The sequence below is a fragment of the Chryseobacterium taiwanense genome (genome assembly GCF_000813825.1).
In the GTDB taxonomy this organism is placed as follows: Bacteria; Bacteroidota; Bacteroidia; order Flavobacteriales; family Weeksellaceae; genus Chryseobacterium; species Chryseobacterium taiwanense.
In genome coordinates, this window is record NZ_JWTA01000004.1 from 574,129 (window position 1) to 592,940 (window position 18,812).

14 protein-coding genes are annotated in these 18,812 nt (G+C 34.5%); 5 read left to right on the forward strand and 9 right to left on the reverse strand.

Features of this window, described 5'->3' with window-relative positions; translation table 11 throughout:
* Positions 1-39: 39 nt before the first annotated feature.
* Positions 40-2,415, reverse strand: coding sequence for a T9SS C-terminal target domain-containing protein (locus RM51_RS06140; protein WP_039366176.1), 2,376 nt, complete (start codon positions 2,413-2,415; stop codon positions 40-42).
* Between the two features lie 112 nt (positions 2,416-2,527).
* Positions 2,528-6,073 carry a choice-of-anchor L domain-containing protein gene (locus RM51_RS06145; protein WP_228375781.1) on the reverse strand — a complete coding sequence of 1,182 codons (3,546 nt, stop codon included), beginning with the start codon at positions 6,071-6,073 and terminating at the stop codon, positions 2,528-2,530.
* Between the two features lie 344 nt (positions 6,074-6,417).
* Between RM51_RS06145 and RM51_RS06150 the strand changes: the two genes are divergently transcribed.
* Positions 6,418-6,741 carry a hypothetical protein gene (locus RM51_RS06150; protein ID WP_039366181.1) on the forward strand — a complete coding sequence of 108 codons (324 nt, stop codon included), beginning with the start codon at positions 6,418-6,420 and terminating at the stop codon, positions 6,739-6,741.
* A gap of 61 nt (positions 6,742-6,802) precedes the next feature.
* Here the strand turns inward: RM51_RS06150 and RM51_RS06155 are convergent, their stop codons facing one another.
* The 7 genes from RM51_RS06155 to RM51_RS06185 all read right to left on the reverse strand — a co-directional run bounded on the left by RM51_RS06155 (position 6,803) and on the right by RM51_RS06185 (position 13,761).
* Positions 6,803-9,181, reverse strand: a complete 2,379-nt coding sequence (locus RM51_RS06155; protein WP_039366184.1) for a T9SS C-terminal target domain-containing protein — start codon at positions 9,179-9,181, stop codon at positions 6,803-6,805.
* A gap of 199 nt (positions 9,182-9,380) precedes the next feature.
* Positions 9,381-9,911, reverse strand: a complete 531-nt coding sequence (locus RM51_RS06160; RefSeq protein WP_039366188.1) for a DUF1003 domain-containing protein — start codon at positions 9,909-9,911, stop codon at positions 9,381-9,383.
* A 12-nt stretch (positions 9,912-9,923) separates the two neighbouring features.
* Entirely contained in the window at positions 9,924-10,697 is a 774-nt protein-coding gene (locus RM51_RS06165; protein WP_039366190.1) for a TIGR02757 family protein, read from the reverse strand.
* 4 nt (positions 10,698-10,701) lie between these two features.
* A complete protein-coding gene (locus RM51_RS06170; protein WP_039366193.1) occupies positions 10,702-11,616 on the reverse strand; it encodes a ribonuclease Z in 915 nt (304 codons plus the stop codon).
* Positions 11,617-11,744: 128 nt separating this feature from the next.
* On the reverse strand, positions 11,745-12,320 hold the full coding sequence (gene rdgB / locus RM51_RS06175) for an RdgB/HAM1 family non-canonical purine NTP pyrophosphatase (protein ID WP_039366196.1): 576 nt from the start codon (positions 12,318-12,320) through the stop codon (positions 11,745-11,747).
* A 25-nt stretch (positions 12,321-12,345) separates the two neighbouring features.
* A complete protein-coding gene (locus tag RM51_RS06180; RefSeq protein ID WP_131667050.1) occupies positions 12,346-12,927 on the reverse strand; it encodes a hypothetical protein in 582 nt (193 codons plus the stop codon).
* 3 nt (positions 12,928-12,930) lie between these two features.
* On the reverse strand, positions 12,931-13,761 hold the full coding sequence (locus tag RM51_RS06185) for a CPBP family intramembrane glutamic endopeptidase (RefSeq protein ID WP_039366201.1): 831 nt from the start codon (positions 13,759-13,761) through the stop codon (positions 12,931-12,933).
* A 226-nt stretch (positions 13,762-13,987) separates the two neighbouring features.
* Between RM51_RS06185 and RM51_RS06190 the strand changes: the two genes are divergently transcribed.
* The 4 genes from RM51_RS06190 (at position 13,988) to RM51_RS06205 (ending at position 18,772) form a co-directional block, all read left to right on the forward strand.
* Positions 13,988-15,169, forward strand: a complete 1,182-nt coding sequence (locus RM51_RS06190; RefSeq protein ID WP_039366204.1) for an MFS transporter — start codon at positions 13,988-13,990, stop codon at positions 15,167-15,169.
* Positions 15,170-15,441: 272 nt separating this feature from the next.
* Positions 15,442-17,037 (forward strand): peptide chain release factor 3, encoded by a 1,596-nt coding sequence (locus tag RM51_RS06195; protein WP_039366206.1) that lies wholly within the window; start codon positions 15,442-15,444, stop codon positions 17,035-17,037.
* Positions 17,038-17,201: 164 nt separating this feature from the next.
* Positions 17,202-18,020, forward strand: coding sequence for a methyltransferase domain-containing protein (locus RM51_RS06200; RefSeq protein WP_039366208.1), 819 nt, complete (start codon positions 17,202-17,204; stop codon positions 18,018-18,020).
* Between the two features lie 155 nt (positions 18,021-18,175).
* Positions 18,176-18,772 (forward strand): Crp/Fnr family transcriptional regulator, encoded by a 597-nt coding sequence (locus tag RM51_RS06205; RefSeq protein ID WP_039366210.1) that lies wholly within the window; start codon positions 18,176-18,178, stop codon positions 18,770-18,772.
* The last annotated feature ends 40 nt before the right edge of the window (positions 18,773-18,812 follow it).

Consider the following 18,812-nt stretch of genomic DNA (forward strand, 5'->3'; position numbering starts at 1 on the left):
CAATAATCTGAAAGGCTTTTTTCATTATCTTAAGAGATATTACTCTCTATTTTTCAACATGATCCATCCTGAACTGTTCATTTGAACTTTTGATTTTGGATATTGGAAGTTAAATTTGTACCAGTACGTTGAAGTCGGCAATCTTTTTCCTCCTACAGTACCATTCCAGATTGGGTTTTGTTTTGTAAATCTAAAGATCTCAACGCCATATCTGTCATATACAGAACCTGTGAAGTTATCAAAATCTCCTAGAGATGTAAGATCTAAAACATCATTAATTCCATCCTCATTTGGAGTAATGATATTATTAATATGTAGGGTAAAGAAGTCTACTGAGTTTTCACAACTTCTTCCTTTTGTTCTTACATACACTGTGTAATTTGCATTATCCGTCAATCCACTGAATACATTTGAATCCTGCCAATTAATTCCATCAATAGAATATTCCAAAGTCGTTGGGATATTATTAATTGAAGGGTTATTTGCGGTTACAGTCAAGGTATTATTGCTATAATCAAGCCCTGAAACAAAAGGAGAAGCAGCTGCTAATACTTTTACAGAGAAAGTTCTCTTACAGTATCCATTGTCAATAACCACTGAATAAATCCCTAATTGATTAACACTTATTGTTTGGGTAGATTCTCCAGTACTCCATAAATATTTATAATTAGGACCTGTTCCTGCATCTAAAGTCACTCTGTCTCCTATACACATTTCAACATCTTTCAAAGCTGTAACAATTTCAGGAACAACTTCTACAGTAACTGTTGCCGGTTTTGTAGAAACGCAACCTTTAGCCCCAACTGCATATACTTGGAATGTCGTTGTATGATCTATTATTACCGTCTGAGTAGCACCTGTACCTGAAAAATTACTCCATTGGTAAGTAGTTCCTCCAGTTGCTGTTAAATCAACCGAATCTCCCGGACAAACTTTCAATTTAGAAGACATTAAAGTAACTGTAGGCGTCGTTTCTTTTGCAAGCGTTAATTCAACCATCTTACTACAGAACCCACCATTTGACACGACAACATATATAATCTGTCCGTTTGTACCATTATAATGATATGGATCTTGGATATAACTATTATTTTGTGCTATTGCATCCGTCTGGTTTACATAGAAACGGAATACCGCTCCCGGTGTAGTACTAATTAATGGTTTTGAGAAATTTAAATCAAAATCAGGAACATCAGGAGTTGCACAGTGAAGCAAAGTAGCATCTTGTGCAGTAGGTGTTGTCCCTCCATTAATAACAATCGATGCCGTTCCCGGACAAGGGCTTCCCGGATAACTTACTTCAACCGTATATGTTCCAGGCTGAACAGCCGTAATAGAATTTGTAGTAGCACCCGGTACTACAGTAGTCGTTGTACCATTATTATAATACCATTTATAGTTAACATTTGGATCACTTACAGAAGCTGTAATAACTTGAGGAGCATTATCACAAACATTAATTTCTTCAGGTAATGTAGCCCCACTAGGATCTAATAGTTCTACTCCAATATTAAATGATCCTCCTTCTAAGAATACGGCTGAGTCATACGCGGTATCAGTTGCATCAGCAATAACCATTTTAAAGTGATAAGCCTGTCCAGCAACTACTGTTGCAGTTGCCGTTAAAGGTATTGTTCTACCATTAAAATTTGTTTCAATATTTGTTGTATTGTACCCCGCAAAATACGTAGCATTAATTGCACCACAAGTTAATGGACTTCCATTAAACTGAACTGCAGGACGAATATTTGTAACACTTACTGGACCCGCACTTCCCGGAAGAACTGCCATATTTTGATAAGGACCTCCTGAAACTGGTCTAAGTAATAACGCAAATGCATCTGAAAAATTACATGGAAAACCACCGGTATATTCCTCGGAAGCAAATAAATAATTAAACTTCACTTGTGAAGAGGTGGGAACAAAATCGAATTCCAAAACCACAGCATCTTTTAAAGTACTACTTGGGTTTGTAGCTGCTACCAAATCAGGATCACTTGCTGTTCCTACTATATCACTTAAAGAACTAGTTACATCTACATAATCATTTCCCGTACGTTTTGCTTTACCCGTAACCAATACTATCCCGTCTTTAAAAGGGAAACTAGTTGTACCTCTATGGAAATACCCCCATGCTCTATCTTCGTTAGTTGCTGGTAAATTTGGAGTTACTTGAACATTTGAAACCTGGGGTGTAACACAAGAATTAGTTCCTGAAGATATTAAAACATCTTTAACCAATTGCGTGATATTAAAACTTGATGGGGCATATGTTGGTACGTTTACATCAATAAAAGCCCCTTGTTTCTTTGCCAATCCGCTATTAGGTTTCGGAACCTTTCGAGTCTGATTGGTTTGTGAAAATAAAAAATTAGTCGATAAAAGAAAAGAAAAAGCTAATAGATATCTCCTCATAATAATATTTGTTTAAACAAATTTAATTTATTTTTAAATATCTGACACCTTTTTATTAATATTTATACAAAAAAAATATTCTCCAAATAATTGGAGAATATTTCTGATAATTTTAATTTCTATTTTTAAGTAAAATCCAGCCACTTCTTTGTTCGAGTTTCTTACTCGCCGGATTTTCCCACTGTACTCTGTACCAATATGTACCAGTAGGAACGTTCATACTTTTTATATTGCCATTCCAGATTGTATTGGATTTACCTGCTTTAAATACTTCTGCTCCATATCTATCAAATATAGATGCTGCAAAATTATTATAACCGCTTATACCTGTGAAATCAATTCCATCATTTATTCCATCTTGATTTGGAGTAATCGCGTTATTCACAACAAATGTAAAGAACTCTAAAGGCGTACTACATTTTGCATCTTTTATTCTTACTCTCAAATTGTAATTTGTATTTTTTAGAACATTGTAAAACACATTTGAAGTCTGCCAAGTTACCCCTCCATCAATAGAATATTCCAATACCCCACCTACAGGATTCGTTACAGATAGAGTCAATGTTTCTTTCTCATATACAACATTCGTAAATTTAGGCAAGTCAGGATTGATTAGCTGAGCAGTGAAAATCTTTGTACATGTACCGTTATTAATTTCCACACTATATGTACCCGGTGTATTCACCATTATTGTCTGACTGGTTGCTCCAGTATTCCAAATGTACGTATAGTTTGGACCAGCTCCTGCATCTAAAATACCAGAATCTCCTGCACAAGCATATACATTTTCAAGAGTAGAAACAATTGCCGGAACAACCTCTATCGTTATTGTTGCCGGATTGACTGAAGAACATCCGTTTCCTCCTAATGCATATACTGAATAAGTTGTCGTTGTCGTAGGAGTAACAACCTGAGTATTTCCATTTCCGGTTAAGCCCACCCAACTGTAAGTTACACCTCCTGTCGCTAATAGAGTAACTGGCTCTCCAGCACATATTTTTGATTTAGAACCTGAAACCCCTGCTGTTGGAGGCCCCACCACTACTGTAACAGACGCCTGATTTGGAGAAATACAACCATTTGCTCCCACAGCGAATACTGTATACGTTGTTGTTACTGCAGGTGAAACAGTTTGTGTACTGCCATTTCCTGTAAGACCATTCCCCCAGTTATATGTTGCCCCACCAGAAGCGGTAAGTGTAACTGATTCCCCAACACAAATCTGAGCCACAGAAGATGTCAGAGCTGCAACAGGAGCAACTTTATCCTGTACTACAGTTACGTTTGCTGTATAAGTACAAGCTAAATTTCCAGGCTGCGATGTATTTGAAACCGTTAATGTATATGTTCCACCAGCGTTTACAACCGGTGTTAAAGTATTTGCACCAGAAACAATATTTCCTCCCGTAGTCGTCCATGCAATAATAGATCCGGTAGGAATAACCGATGACGAAGCATTTAAGGTAATTTGAGATACAGTACACGTTATATTTTGAGGTGCTGCTATTGTTAAAGTAGTCACTGCAGTTTTTAATAATAATAAGTTAACGACATAACTACACCCTCCATTTTTTACCAGTACGTATACTGTTTGATTTCCTGCACTTGGAAAAGCAGTAGGAACCGGAATTGTACTGGCATTTCCAGCAATTGCATCAGCCTGATTTACATAATAAGCAAAAGTAACTCCTGTTACTGTAGATGTTATTTGAGTTTGAGCTGAAGTTAAATCATAATTTATATTACCCGGTTCATAACATTTAACTAGTGTTGCATTTTGTACCGTTATCGGCTGAGAAACTTCAATAGTAATTGTAGCCGGGGTTTGTGAAGCACATCCATTTGCACCAATTGCATTTACTGTATAGGTAGTTGTCGTTGTGGGTGATACAATTTGAGTATTTCCTGTTCCTGTTAAACCTGTCCAAGTATAAGTTGCTCCTCCACCTGCTGTTAACGTCACGCTTTCACCTGAACAAATTAATACTTTTGAAGCCGTTAATGTTGTTGTAGGTGGAGCACTATTTCCTGTTACCGTAACATTAGCAACAGCAGTACACGTCACATTATCCGGAGCAAATGTATTAGAAATCGTCAATGTATAAACTCCTGCCGCACTCACAACCGGAGATAAGGTATTAGCTCCGGAAACGATAGTTCCTCCTGTAGTCGTCCATGCAAATGTAGATCCGGTAGGATAAGTTGAAGCTGAACCATTCAGTGTAATCTGAGGCGTAGTACACGTCAATGTGGAAGGAGCTGCAATCGAAGCTATCATCTGTGCAGCTTTCACCAATTGTAGCTGAGCAACTTTAGAACAGAAACCATTTTTAACCAATACATATATTGTTTGTCCACCAGCACTTGAAAATGTAGTAGGAGCAGCTATCGTATTTCCATTTCCAGCATTAGCATCTGCCTGATTCAAATAGTATGAAAAAGTAGCTCCTGCAGTTGTACTGATTGAAGGCTGAGCTGATGTCAAATCATACGTTATATTTCCGGCAGCATAGCAAGCCGTTAAAGTAGCATTCTGAACCGTAGGTGAAGTTCCCCCTACAATTGTAATAGTTGCTGTTCCTGGACATGTATTTCCAGGAACCAATACTTCTACTTTGTATACTCCGGGTAATGTCGCTGTATAAGAGCTTGAAGTAGCCCCCGGAATAGACCCATTATTTAAATACCATTGATAAGTTGCATTCGAATTCTGAACAGAAGCATTAAAAGTCTGTGGTTGATTGTCACACACATTAATAGAAGCAGGCAACTGAACACCTGTAGGATCCAGGATTTGGACTCCTATATCAAATGATCCAGCTTCCAAATATACAGAGGAATCATAAGACCCATCATCCCAATCGGCTAAAACCATTTTAAAATGATATGATTGCCCTACAGTTACAGTTGCTTTCGCTGTTAAAGGAATTGTTCTTCCGTTAAAGTTAGTTTCTATTCCTGCAGTGTTATAACCTGCAAAATAAGCTGCATTCAAAGGTCCACAACTAAGAGGGGAACCATTAAATTGATTAGCAGGACGAATATTTTTCACACTTACTGGACCTGCCCCTCCCGGTAAAACTGCCATATTAGTATAAGTAGATCCTGGGATATTAGGTTTAAGTAATAAAGCAAATCCATCGGTAAAATTACACGGATAATCTTCAGCATATTCTTCAGAAGCGAAAATATATCTGAATGTAACTTCATTCGAAGTGGGTACGAAGTCAAATTCTATATAGGTAGCATCATTATAATTATTAGCAACTCCCAAAGCAGTAGACAAATCGGTATCACCTGTTGTAGAATACGTATTACTTAAAGTACTCGCAATATAAGAATTCCCAGCATTCCTTGCATATCCCGAAGATAAAACAATTCCTTTCGTAAAAGGAAAAGCAGTCGTTCCTTTATTGAAATATCCCCAAGTCCTGTTTTGATTAGAAGCAGATAAGTTTGGAGAGACAGTAACATTCGTTATATTGGCAGAAGTACAAGCTGTCCCTCCTTTTATTAGCACGTCTTTAATTAATTGGGCAATATCGTAGCTTGATTCAGGGTAAGCGCTTGTATTTACATCAATAAAAGCTCCTGTTTTCATACTTTGTAAAGTAGGCATAGTAGTACTTCCCGCTCTCCCTTTTTTTTGAGAAAACATAGAATTATTACTTATAAGCACTAAAAACAAAGTAAAAAATAGACTTCTTGTCCTCGTATTTAACATTTTACAATCTTTTAAACAAAAATAACACTTTTTCTGATTTTATTTAATTATTTTTATTTTTATCATTTTTCTTTTAACAAAAAATAATTAAATTATCCATGAAAAACTATTATCCACTATCTTTCCTAATATTATTTATTTCTTCATTTTTTTATTCCCAAATTAAACCACTTGTTATTAATAATAATACAAATTATTCAGTAGTTGGTAGAATTAATATCTACTCAACAAACAATTGTAATGATTATTATATTTTTATACCTGCTGATTTCATAATAATGCCAAACAGCTCTGTAACTTATAATAAATATGAAAATACAAACTTATCTAATCCTCCTATAACTCAGTATTTATTAAATGGTCCTAATATTATCAGTTATAATGACCCAGTTTTAGCATCGAATGGATATATAGCTAATAATACTGATTGGGAACAATTTCAATTTCAGACAATAGATTCCAACAATATTGCTATTGATACATTTAAAGTAGGTGTATTTCGATCAAATTGTGACAGAAAAACATTTTCGACACATTACGGAACCTATTCCACAGCCGAATGGGTGATTCACCCCACTTACCATGAGGTAAATATTTACTAATTATTATAAAAAAACAGGGCTGAAAATCAGCCCTGTTTCTTTTAAAATATTTATTTTATAATTATTCAATATTTTTCAATAGAATCCAACCTGTTTTTACAACGATTTGTTTTGTTGCAGGATCTTCAAAAGTTACCTGATACCAATAAGAACCTGTAGGAAGTTTTTTACCCTGGAATAAGCCATCCCAATACGGACGTACTTTTTCAGCGTTATAAACTACTCTTCCATATCGATCAGAGATTACTGCTTTGAAACTATTATATTTACTAATTCCTCTAAAGTCAATCATATCATTTACATTATCCCCATTCGGAGTAATTACGTTTTTCATGATGAATGTAAAATATTCTAAGACTCCAACACAACTTGTTTTTTTAACTCTTACACGAATAGAAACAACCGTATTTTTAGGAATTTTTGTAAATATATTAGAATTTTGCCAAGTAACTCCGTTATCTATAGAATACTCTAATGGCCCATTACTTGGGTTACTTGCTGTAACTACCAATACTTCACTTTCATTATAATCAACTTTTATAATTTGAGGAACTATAGCTCTGATAACTTCCGTTTTATATATTTGAGTACAAACCCCATTATCGATTATTACCGAATAAGTTCCCGGTGTAGCAACAGAAATCGTTTGTGTTGAAGCTCCTGTACTCCAAAGATAAGTATAATTCGGACCTGCACCAGCATCTAACGTAATCTGATCTCCTTCACAAATCATACCTCCAGAAAGATTTGAAGTGAGAGCAGGAACAACTTCTACCGTAACAGTAGCTGGTTGTAAAGACTTACATCCCTGTGCTCCGATTGCATATATAGAATATGTTGTAGTCTGTGTTGGAGAAACTGTTTGTATAGGATTTGTTCCAGATAAACCACTTACCCACTGATAAGTCGTCCCGTTAGAAGCTGTTAAAGTAACAGACTCCCCTACACATATTTTTGTTTTTGTAGCGACTAACTGAGCAACAGGAGTTGCTTCTTTTCTCAATGTTAAAGTAACCATCTTACTACAAAAACCTCCGTTTGATACTACAACATATAAAACCTGTCCATCTGTACCATTATAATTTGCCAAACCTGCATCAGGAATATAGTTAGCATTTTGAGCTACTGCATCTGCCTGATTTACGTAAAATCTAAAAACAGCAGCTACAGTTGTGCTTATTAATGGCTTCGCATCATTTAAATTAAAAGTGGTTACTGTTGGTGTTGTACAAAGCTTCAAAGTTGCATTTTGTGCAGTTGGAGTTGTACCTCCTACAATCGTTATTTTTGCTTCAACTGGGCAAGTATTTCCCGGAATAGTAACTACAACCGTATAAACACCTGGCGATGTTGCAACATAAGTCGGACTTGTTGCACCTGGGATTAATACTCCATCTTTATACCATTGATAAGTAGCTCCAGTAACACCCGAAAGCTGAGCTACTAAAGTTTGAGGTGCATTATCACACACATTCATACTCGCCGGCAATGCAACACCATTACCATCAACAAGCTTAATACCTATATCAAAAGATCCTCCTTCAAGAAATACCGCAGAGTCATAAATTGTATCTCTAAAATCAGCCAAAACCATTTTAAAATGATAAGCCTGACCAGGAACAACCGTTGCAATAGCCGTCAACGGAACTGTTCTTCCTTCAAAATTCGTTACTACATTAGAAGAAGAATTATACCCACCGAAATAAATCTCATTCGCAGCTCCGCATGACAAAGGCGTACCATTTGCCTGGGTAGCAGGATGTATATTTGTCATACTCACAGGACCTGCCCCGCCGGGTAATATCGCAACATTTACATAAGGTCCTCCTGAAACAGGTTTAATCAGTAATGCAAATACGTCCGCAAAATCACAAGGATAAGTACTGGTATATTCTTCTGATGCAAAAAGATAATTGAACTTTACTTGATTGGAGTTTGGAACAAAATCAAATTCCAACATCACATTATCCTTATATTCATATGAAGTATTAGGCTTAGGAACTGCCGTTACAAGATCCACATCATCTACACCTGCGCCAGTAACAGTGGCATTTTGAGCTGATGCCACATTTCCTGTTTGTCTTGCATACCCAGTAGTTAAAACAATTCCATCTTTAAATGGAAAGTTTGTAGTCCCTCTATGGAAATACCCCCAAAACCTATCATTATTAGTTTGAGGCTGAGCTGGAGTAACTGTTACGTTAGACACATTGGGCACAGTACAACCTGAACCTCCACTAATTAAAACGTTTTTAACAAGTTGATCTATAGTATACGTAGACGGTACGTAGCCTGTTGCATTTACATCAATAAATACTCCCGCTTTATTATTTACACTAGATACCACATTTTTAGGTGGCTTTCTCTGAGAAAATAATGAAACCGAAACAAACAATAATACTAAGAGAAAAAGGTAGTTTTTTAGTCTATATTTTAACATTTTGTTGTTGTTTGTTCAAAAATACTAATTTTTATAATTAAAAAATCACTTTAATCTAGATAATTAATAAGAATATCTCAATTTATTTAAATTTTAATCTCATTCTAATTTCGTTCTCATTTCAAAACAAAAAAGACTAATCTACAATTAGTCTTTTTAATAAATATATTATTTACCGTTATCGTAAATCGGTGGAAAATTAATCTTTTTTAAGCTCATCAATCATATTCTGGAGTTCTTGTATTTTATCTTTCAAAGATTTGATTTCATTTTTGTTTGAATTCACATTACTCTTCAACATTACTGCTTTTGCTCTTTCACTATGATCGTCTTCATCTTCGTCTTCATTGATCTCTTCAATATCTTCCTGAATGTCTTCAATATCTTCGTTGATCTCTTCAATATCCTCACTGATTTCCTCAATATCTTCGCTAATCTCTTCTATGTCTTCCTGAATATCTTCAATATCTTCCTGAATGTCCTCAATTTTTTCATGACTCTTATTCACCGACATTTGTATAAAAATCGCAAGATAGATCGCTTCTAAAGAAACTACTGTAGTAAGAATAAGAAGCATTTTATCAAACTCTACAATATGCAATATGGGAAGAAGAAATGAAATAGCAAAAAACAAAGTATGCACAATAAGGGATGGTATAGAACCAATCCACCAAGTAATTCCGTTGGCAATTTTTTCTAAAAGCTCTGCTCTTTCATTATATTTTTTCATCTTCTTCTATTTTTATATTAACTCTTTTGTCACACCTAATCCAAATAGTGCAAAATCATATTTTGCAGGGTCTTTATCATCAAACTTTCGGATAGCAATATCTAATTCTTCTACAGTTTTCCAGTCATTTTGTGTTCTTGCAACCAATCCTAATTTTCTGGATATATTTCCCGTATGTACATCTAAAGGAATTGATAAAAATCGCTGATCTACATTCTCCCAAATCCCAAAGTCTACTCCACGCTTATCTTTACGAACCATCCATCTTAAAAACATAATAATTCTTTTGGCAGATGAATTTTTGTAAGGTGAACTTACATGTTTATGACTTCTATGTTTTTCAGCTCCTAAAAAATTACTTCTGAACCTTTCAATCCCATGCTGAAAATTGAATTCTGTGTCATTGGTTTTAAATAAGCTTTCCAGACTTCCGTTTTCTTTATAAATCCTTTGAAACTGCTTGATAAAATATCCGAAATCTTCTCCATTAAAGGTCCGGTGAATACTTTTATCCTGAAGAATTTTTAAATCTTCATCGGAATGATTCATTACAAAATCATAAGGAGAATTGCCCATAATATCCAGCATTTTTTCAGCTGATTTAATGATCGATTTTCTGTTTCCCCAAGAAATCGTTGCGGCAAGAAATCCTGCAATCTCAATATCCTGCTGTAAAGAAAAACGATGCGGAATCTGAATAGGATCGTTTTCAATGAAATCAACATGGTTGTACTGATCTGCTTTTTCATCAAGAAAGCTTTTCAGTTCTTCAAAACTCAACTTCATTGTATTAAATTTTCACAGCTTCTAAAGCTTTTGGTAAAAATGAATTAGCGAATACAGTTCTGGCTTCATCCGTGAATACAGTCAGATCTCCGTATCGATTGGAAAAATGTCCTAAAATTAATTTTCCTACATCTGCTTTTTGAGCAATGGTTGCTGCCTCTAAAGCTGTTGAATGTCCTGTATAATCTGCCATTTCTTTTAAATCATGCAAGAATGTAGACTCATGATATAATACCGTTACATTTTTAATGATAGGAATTACGCTTTCCAGATATCTTGTATCACTGCAAAATGCATAAGAAACAGATGCAGCAGGTTCAATCGTCAAGATTTCATTTTTCAGCACATATCCATCACTTAATACAAAGTCTTTTCCTGCTTTTATATTGTGATAATCACAGGTTTCAATCTCGCTGTATTTTGCTATCTCTTTCATATTGAGATGGCGTTCTTTGGGTTTTTCTTTGAAAAGATAGCCATTGCAATAGATCCTATGATCTAACGGAATCGTATATACTTCTACTCTATTGTCTTCGTATATTTTTTCAGACACGTTTTTATCCAATTCATGATAAACCACTTCAAATCCCCTATGTGTTTCTGTAATGGAGAAAATGGTTTCCAACATATTTTTGATTCCTTTGGGACCATAAACATGTAACGGAACTTCTCTTCCCAACAAGCGAAACGACGCAATCAATCCGGGTAATCCAAAACAATGATCACCATGAAGATGGGAAATGAATATATGATTGATTTTTGAAAATCTTGCTTTAGCTTTTCTCAGCTGAACCTGAGTTCCTTCACCACAGTCGATCAGGAAATTTCTTTCCTCCATTTCCAACAACTGAGCGGTAGGTGAAGTATTCACCGTTGGTATCGCTGAATTAAAACCTAATATGGTTAAATAAGTACTCAATGTAATAGTGTATTATGACGACAAATGTACAACAGATTTTTAATTTAAATACTGTCATTCTGTGAAATGAAAACCTATCGTTAAATATTAGATTCTTCCTTTGTCAGAATGACAAGAGACCCTAAAAATTATTCTTTTACTTTTAAGAAATCTAAGAACAAATCTAATGCCTGTTTTCTGTGGCTGATTTTATTTTTTGCTTCAGGCTCCATTTCTGCGAAAGTCATGTCGTATCCTTCCGGTACAAAAATAGGATCATATCCAAAGCCTTTAAATCCTTTATTTTCTGTCAACAGATTTCCATGCACTCTTCCATCGAAATATTGAGCTCCATTTTCATCATAATAGCATAAAACAGTAATGAAATAAGCTTTTCTATTTTCGATACCTTCCATTTCATTTAAGACTTTCTCAATATTTTTAGCAAAATCATGATCTCCTGCATAACGTGCAGAAAAAATTCCGGGTCTACCGTCCAAAGATTCAACAACCAATCCGCTGTCGTCACCCAAACTTGGAATTCCTGTTCTTTCAAAACAATATTTAGCTTTAATTAAAGCATTGGCGTTGAAGGAATCTCCATCTTCTATAATTTCATCATGAATATCATAATCCGTAAGACTTTTTACCACAAACTCGTTTCCTAAAATCTGTTGGATTTCTTCTTTCTTATGTATGTTGTGTGTTGCTACTAATAATTCCATATATCTAAAATTTTCTTACTTAACTCTACTTATTTCTATTTAATTCTTTTACTATATTTTCAGTAATGCTTCCTAGTTCTATATTAAGTAAAGAACCATTTCTTTTCCACACTACCCTTTTTATATTATTTGTATTAATTTTCAGCAAATATTGTGTTTTGCTATTTTTTAATTCTAGTTGAATAATATTATAAATACAACTAACCTTTTTTGTAGTTCCAAATGCATGCTGTTCCTTTTCTAAAAAAACAAATCTTTCAATATCAGAAAGTTTATATTTTTTTGAGCTAAATAATGTATTTCTATGAATCAGTTGATTTTCTTTTTTAATAATTCTAATAATATTTTTTTTAACTCTTACCACTTTAGAAAGACCTTCACAGAGTAAAAACAGACCCAAAGCAAACACAATTCCTACTGAAATTAATTCTTTAAAATCGCTTTTCCGATCGACCGAATATAATAAGCCAGCGGTTATTATCAAAAAAATTAATGAAATTAAAAGATGGATTAAAAAATCAATCCAATCTTTTAATGATAATGAATAATGCAATGAAAATTCATCACCATCATCTTTAGCTAAGAAATTCCCTATTTTCCTAAACATCAACTATACTTCAGAATAATGCACTTTATACTTTTTCATAAATAAATAGTAAAATAATGAGAAAAGTACAATTCCAATTGCGAGTATCACCCATTCGGAAACTTTAAAAGCATCCGCAAAACTTTCATTTTTAGTATAGAATATTAAAATAGAAGAACAAAGATTATTAAACGCATGTAAAAGCATGGGAAGCAAAAGTGACTTTGTCTTATAATACACCAAACCCAACACACATCCCAATAAAACCGCTCCTACAAACTGCCATGGATTTGCATGAACTAACCCAAAAACAACAGAGGCAAAAAGGATAGCTTTCCACGGTTCAACTCCTTTATTAATCAATCCTTTCTGAATAATCCCTCTGAAAATAATTTCTTCAAAAATGGGAGCCATCACCACTGCGGTAATCAACATAATAACAGGATCATCTGTAAGCTTGCTCATCAACTGTTCAAAAAATTTATAATATTCTCCAAAAAAAGGTCCAGTTGTCGGAATCTGAGCCGTAATAAATTCTCCTATAAACATCATCCCTATCATCAAAGGAAAAATAAGAAGATAAGTGTAAAAATTAGTTGGTGAAAAGTTAAAATTCAGTCGTTTTTTTGTCGTTGGTCGTACAATAAAGAAATCAAAAGCGGCAATAATCGGAATAAAAACCACAGCATTTCCAGCCATCATAAACCATCCTTCGTTCTGAATATTTTCTTTATAGATAACACTCCAAAGTACACTTACAAGCCCAACAATAACACTTCCAAAAATATATCCTCCCAACAAAACCAGTCCACCTAACCATGTGAATGTATATTTCGGATATTTGCTAACTTCCATATTCTACTATTAACAATTGAAAAACAAAGATAATTGATTTTCTACGAAAGAATCCCGAATATTAATTTTTGAATTATAAAAAAATGAAAACAAACCCATCAAGCGTTTATTATTGTTTCACTTTAAAGAAGCATGTTTTTTACCTAATTTTAAATAAATCATAAAGTTTTGGATATCTTTTTATAAAAAATTTTTCTGCAGTATCTTTGCACCTTAATTTTTTTACATGGATAGTTTAGTAAATCGGTCAGAGAATGTTAACTTATCCTTGCTTACTTATGTGTGTTTTACTTTTGTAGGATATTTCATTATAGGATTATCTCTGTCTGTTCTTCCGATTTTTATTAATAAAAGTTTAGGATTTAGTTTAGTTGTTGCCGGATTAGTTATTAGTTTACAATATGTTTCCACCTTTTTTCTAAGGGCATATTCAGGAAAGATCATCGATGGAAAAGGGCCAAAACCAGCTGTTTTATTCAGCATGATCAGCTTTTCTTTAACCGGTATTTTTTTGATAATTGCTTATTATTTTAAACTTTCACCTTTCATCAGTCTTATATTCCTAATCATTACTCGTTTACTTACGGGTTGTGCAGAAGGGATGATTGGAGCAAGCCCTATCAATTGGGCGATTATGGCTGTTGGTGATAAACATACCGCAAAAATCATTTCCTACAATGGAGTTGCCTGTTATGGAGCATTAGCAATCGGAGCTTCTCTCGGAGTTACTATTGAGCATGAGTTCAGCCTTTACGGAATAGGAGTTCTTTCAATTATCTTAGGAATTTTAGGATTTCTTTTTGCTAAAACTAAAGAAAACAAAACGAATATTAATCCACAGGAAACTCAATCTTTCTGGAAAGTCTTAGGAAAAGTAGCGCCTTTTGGAGTGTGTTTGGCTTTGGGAGGAATCGGTTTTGCGTCTATCTCGACATTCATCACCTTATATTACAACCATTTTCATTGGAATAACGGAGCTTTATGTTTAAGTGTTTTCGGAGGATTATTTGTTGCTGGGCGATTGGTTTTCAGTAACGTCATCAATAATTATGGCGGAATCAAAGTAGCAATTGCTTGTCTTATAGTGGAAACTATCGGACTTTTAATCATTGCTTTTGCTTCCAACTCCCAAATGGCACTTGTCGGAGCCGGAGTCACTGGTTTAGGATTTTCATTAATCTTTCCTGCTTTAGGCGTTGTTGCTATTAAAAGCGTTTCTCCATCAAGTCAGGGATCTGCATTGGCAGGATACGGACTTTTTATCGATCTTTCATTAGGAGTTGCGGGACCATTAATTGGTGGTGTTGCGGATATTTATGGAATGAGCTATATTTTTCCGTTTAGTGCGGCGATGGTTTTTATTGGACTAGGATTAGCATATTTGCTTAAAAGAAAATCCAGTTTATAATTATAGTGCCTTAAAATTTAACCACAAAAGTCACAAAAGCTTTTAACACATTAGTATATTTAAGAGTATTTTCTTTGCGTATAGAAGAACACATTAGTTTAAAAAAATCAAAGATTTTTTATCTTGAACTTTCGTTTTTCAATTCTTTATGGCAAAAAACTAATCTGCTCTAATGTGTTTAGAATAATCTCTTTAGTGACTTTTGTGGTTAAAACAAATTCAATTTTCAGAATTCGACAAAATTCACGATTTTTGCAACTTCAAAATACAATATGTCAGACTTAATCAAAGAAATAGAAAAAAGAAAAACCTTCGGGATTATCTCTCACCCCGATGCCGGAAAGACCACTCTTACGGAAAAGTTACTACTTTTCGGAGGTGCGATTCAGGAAGCAGGTGCAGTAAAATCCAATAAGATAAAAAAAGGAGCTACCTCCGACTTCATGGAAATTGAAAGACAGAGAGGGATTTCTGTGGCAACTTCCGTATTGGCTTTTGAATACAGAGATCACAAAATCAATATTTTGGATACGCCGGGTCACAAAGATTTCGCAGAAGATACGTACAGAACTTTAACTGCCGTAGACTCCGTAATCGTTGTTATCGACGTTGCAAAAGGGGTTGAGGAACAGACCGAAAAATTGGTTCAGGTGTGTAGAATGAGAAACATCCCAATGTTGGTTTTCATTAATAAGCTTGACCGTGAAGGTAAAGATGCTTTCGATTTGTTGGATGAAGTTGAACAAAAACTAGGATTAACAGTTTGTCCGCTTTCTTTGCCGATTGGTATGGGAAGTGACTTCCAGGGAATTTATAACATCTGGGAAAACAACATTCAATTGTTCTTAGAAGAGAAAAAACAGAAAGTTGGAGAAACGATTAAGTTTGATGATATTAATGATACTTCAATTGATGATGTAATTGGTGAAAAGGCCGCAACAACATTAAGAGAAGAATTAGATTTAGTTCAATCCGTTTACCCAGAATTTAATCGTGAAGATTATATGAAAGGGGATTTACAACCTGTTTTCTTTGGTTCTGCCTTGAATAATTTTGGAGTTCGTGAATTATTGGATGCCTTCATTGACATCGCTCCGATGCCACAGCCAAAAGAAAGTGATACACGTATTGTAAAACCTGAAGAAAGCACTTTCACTGGATTCGTTTTCAAGATTCACGCGAATATGGATCCGAAACACAGAGACCGATTGGCTTTCGTTAAAATCGTTTCAGGAACATTCAAAAGAAACGAAAACTATTTACTGGTAAGAGAAGGTAAGAAAATGAAATTCTCTTCACCCAATGCATTCTTTGCAGACAAAAAAGAAGTGGTAGATGAAAGTTTCCCCGGAGATATTGTAGGTCTTCACGACACGGGAAGTTTCAGAATTGGAGATACATTGACAGGCGGTGAAAAACTAAGCTTCAAAGGTATTCCAAGCTTCTCTCCTGAGCATTTCAGATATATTAATAATAATGATCCGTTGAAGGCTAAGCAATTGGCAAAAGGAATCGATCAGTTGATGGACGAAGGTGTTGCTCAGTTATTTACCCTTGAAATGAACAACAGAAAGATCATCGGAACCGTGGGTGCACTTCAGTATGAAGTTATTCAATATCGTTTAGAACACGAATATGGGGCTAAATGTACGTACGAACCTCTTTCTATGCACAAAGCATGTTGGGTAGAAGCTGATGAAAAATCAGATGAATTCAAAGAATTTGCAAGATTGAAGCAAAGATTCTTAGCAAGAGACAAATACAACCAATTGGTTTTCTTGGCAGACTCTTCTTTCACTATTCACATGACACAGGAGAAATTCCCGAATGTGAAGCTTCACTTCATTAGTGAGTTTAAGAATGCTTAATTAAACAAAGCCTTTAATAATATAATCCGTAGAATTTTTTCTGCGGATTTTTTGTTTCAATAAATAATACTCTCTTAAAATTTATATATTTGAGGCCAACAGAAGGCAGTAAAAAACTTTGTCCATTACTCATTCTGTCACAAAAAACACCAAAACATATTACCATGGAAAAACAAACTGTTATTGCAGGCTTTCAACACGTCGATAATTCCCAATATCAAATTTTAATACAGTTTTTAGAAAATGTAGCTTCCCATCCAGTCGTTAAAGAGGGTTTAGAGCAACAAATGAAATCGATGGATCTAAAAACAGGCGATCAGGTACTGGATGTAGGTTGCGGTGTCGGTATTCAGGCGCAGGAAATAGCAAAACGTGTAGGTGCAACAGGAAAAGTTGTAGGTACAGACATCAGCAACGTCATGATTGAAGTTGCGAAAAGCAAAATATCAAATTCTGATTTACCTATCGAATTTTTTGTTGCTGAAGCAAGTTCACAACCTTTTCCTGATCAGTCATTTGATTCCATTAGAACAGAGAGAGTTTTAATGTATATCACAGACATTCAAAAAGTACTGCAAGAATTCAAAAGACTATTAAAACCTGGTGGTAAACTGGTTATTTTTGAATTTCATTGGGATGGAACACTAATCTCTCATGAAGATAAAGAACTTACAAGAAGAATAACTCATTACTTAACAGATAGTTTCCCTAATAATCGTATCGGAGCCGATCTATATTACGAACTGAAAAGTAATGGATTTAAAAACGTAAATGCAAAACCCTACACGTACTACGGAAGCGATGAAATTATCCTGGATATTGTGAAAAAGACCTATATACCTGTATTACAACAAGGGATTTCCAAAGGAATATTTACAGAAGTAGAAATAAACAATTGGTGGAAATCTTTGGATAAAGGTGTTGAAACCGGAAAATTTTTCATGTCTTTCCCTGGACTGATCGGATATGGAACAAAAGATTAGAATTTAGAAAATTAATGTACATTTAAAAACTATGAAGCTATCCTTTTGAGATCGCCTCTTTTTGTTGGAAGTCTGTTTTATTAATAGTTAATAGTTGATTGTAACAACTATGTTAATGTAAACTTTGTATATTTAAATTAAGAAATCGAACAATCTTGAATTCAATAATCCAAAGCTACCTTTCAACTGTACAAGAAACCTGCCCTAATATTCCTAATGATGCTTTAATATTATTAGGAAATGAGCTGGAAATCTTTGAGCTTCAGCCCAAAGATATTTTCATTCAGGCAGAGTTATTTCAAAAATCCATAGGATATATTCATTCGGGATTAATACGTGCTTTTTATATCAATGAAAAAGGAGAAGACATTACCGTTAATTTTGTTGATGAAAAAAAACTGGTGGTTCATTTAGACGCTTTAAGTAAGAATAAACCCAGCAAATTTAGTTTTCAGGCATTAGAAAAAACTATCATTGTAAGCATTCCAAAAATACATATTGATTCTTGTGCAGAGAAATATCCTGTATTGGAAAAATATCTCCGGATTATGATTGAACAAGTTTATTGCAGAATGTTTAACCGACTTGAAGCTCTACTGAATGACAATGCAGAAGAGCGTTATTTAAATTTTGTAGAAGACTTCCCTACTCTATTCAATCGTATTCCTATTTCTCATCTCTGCACTTATCTCGGAGTAAAGAGGCAGTCTTTGACCCGAATCAGAAAAAAAATCCTAGAACGTTCAAAATGACACATTTGTGTCAGTAAAACAAGCTCATTTTGTTTGAAAT

What these genes read in the sequence shown, in the direction of transcription:
- RM51_RS06140 (WP_039366176.1), bottom strand. Translation starts at nt 2,415, where the DNA reads ATGAGGAGATATCTATTAGCTTTTTCTTTTCTTTTATCGACTAATTTT.
- RM51_RS06195 (WP_039366206.1), top strand. Translation starts at nt 15,442, where the DNA reads ATGTCAGACTTAATCAAAGAAATAGAAAAAAGAAAAACCTTCGGGATT.
- RM51_RS06200 (WP_039366208.1), top strand. Translation starts at nt 17,202, where the DNA reads ATGGAAAAACAAACTGTTATTGCAGGCTTTCAACACGTCGATAATTCC.
- RM51_RS06185 (WP_039366201.1), bottom strand. Translation starts at nt 13,761, where the DNA reads ATGGAAGTTAGCAAATATCCGAAATATACATTCACATGGTTAGGTGGA.
- RM51_RS06155 (WP_039366184.1), bottom strand. Translation starts at nt 9,181, where the DNA reads ATGTTAAAATATAGACTAAAAAACTACCTTTTTCTCTTAGTATTATTG.
- RM51_RS06165 (WP_039366190.1), bottom strand. Translation starts at nt 10,697, where the DNA reads ATGAAGTTGAGTTTTGAAGAACTGAAAAGCTTTCTTGATGAAAAAGCA.
- rdgB (WP_039366196.1), bottom strand. Translation starts at nt 12,320, where the DNA reads ATGGAATTATTAGTAGCAACACACAACATACATAAGAAAGAAGAAATC.
- RM51_RS06150 (WP_039366181.1), top strand. Translation starts at nt 6,418, where the DNA reads ATGCCAAACAGCTCTGTAACTTATAATAAATATGAAAATACAAACTTA.
- RM51_RS06160 (WP_039366188.1), bottom strand. Translation starts at nt 9,911, where the DNA reads ATGAAAAAATATAATGAAAGAGCAGAGCTTTTAGAAAAAATTGCCAAC.
- RM51_RS06145 (WP_228375781.1), bottom strand. Translation starts at nt 6,073, where the DNA reads ATGTTTTCTCAAAAAAAAGGGAGAGCGGGAAGTACTACTATGCCTACT.
- RM51_RS06180 (WP_131667050.1), bottom strand. Translation starts at nt 12,927, where the DNA reads ATGTTTAGGAAAATAGGGAATTTCTTAGCTAAAGATGATGGTGATGAA.
- RM51_RS06190 (WP_039366204.1), top strand. Translation starts at nt 13,988, where the DNA reads ATGGATAGTTTAGTAAATCGGTCAGAGAATGTTAACTTATCCTTGCTT.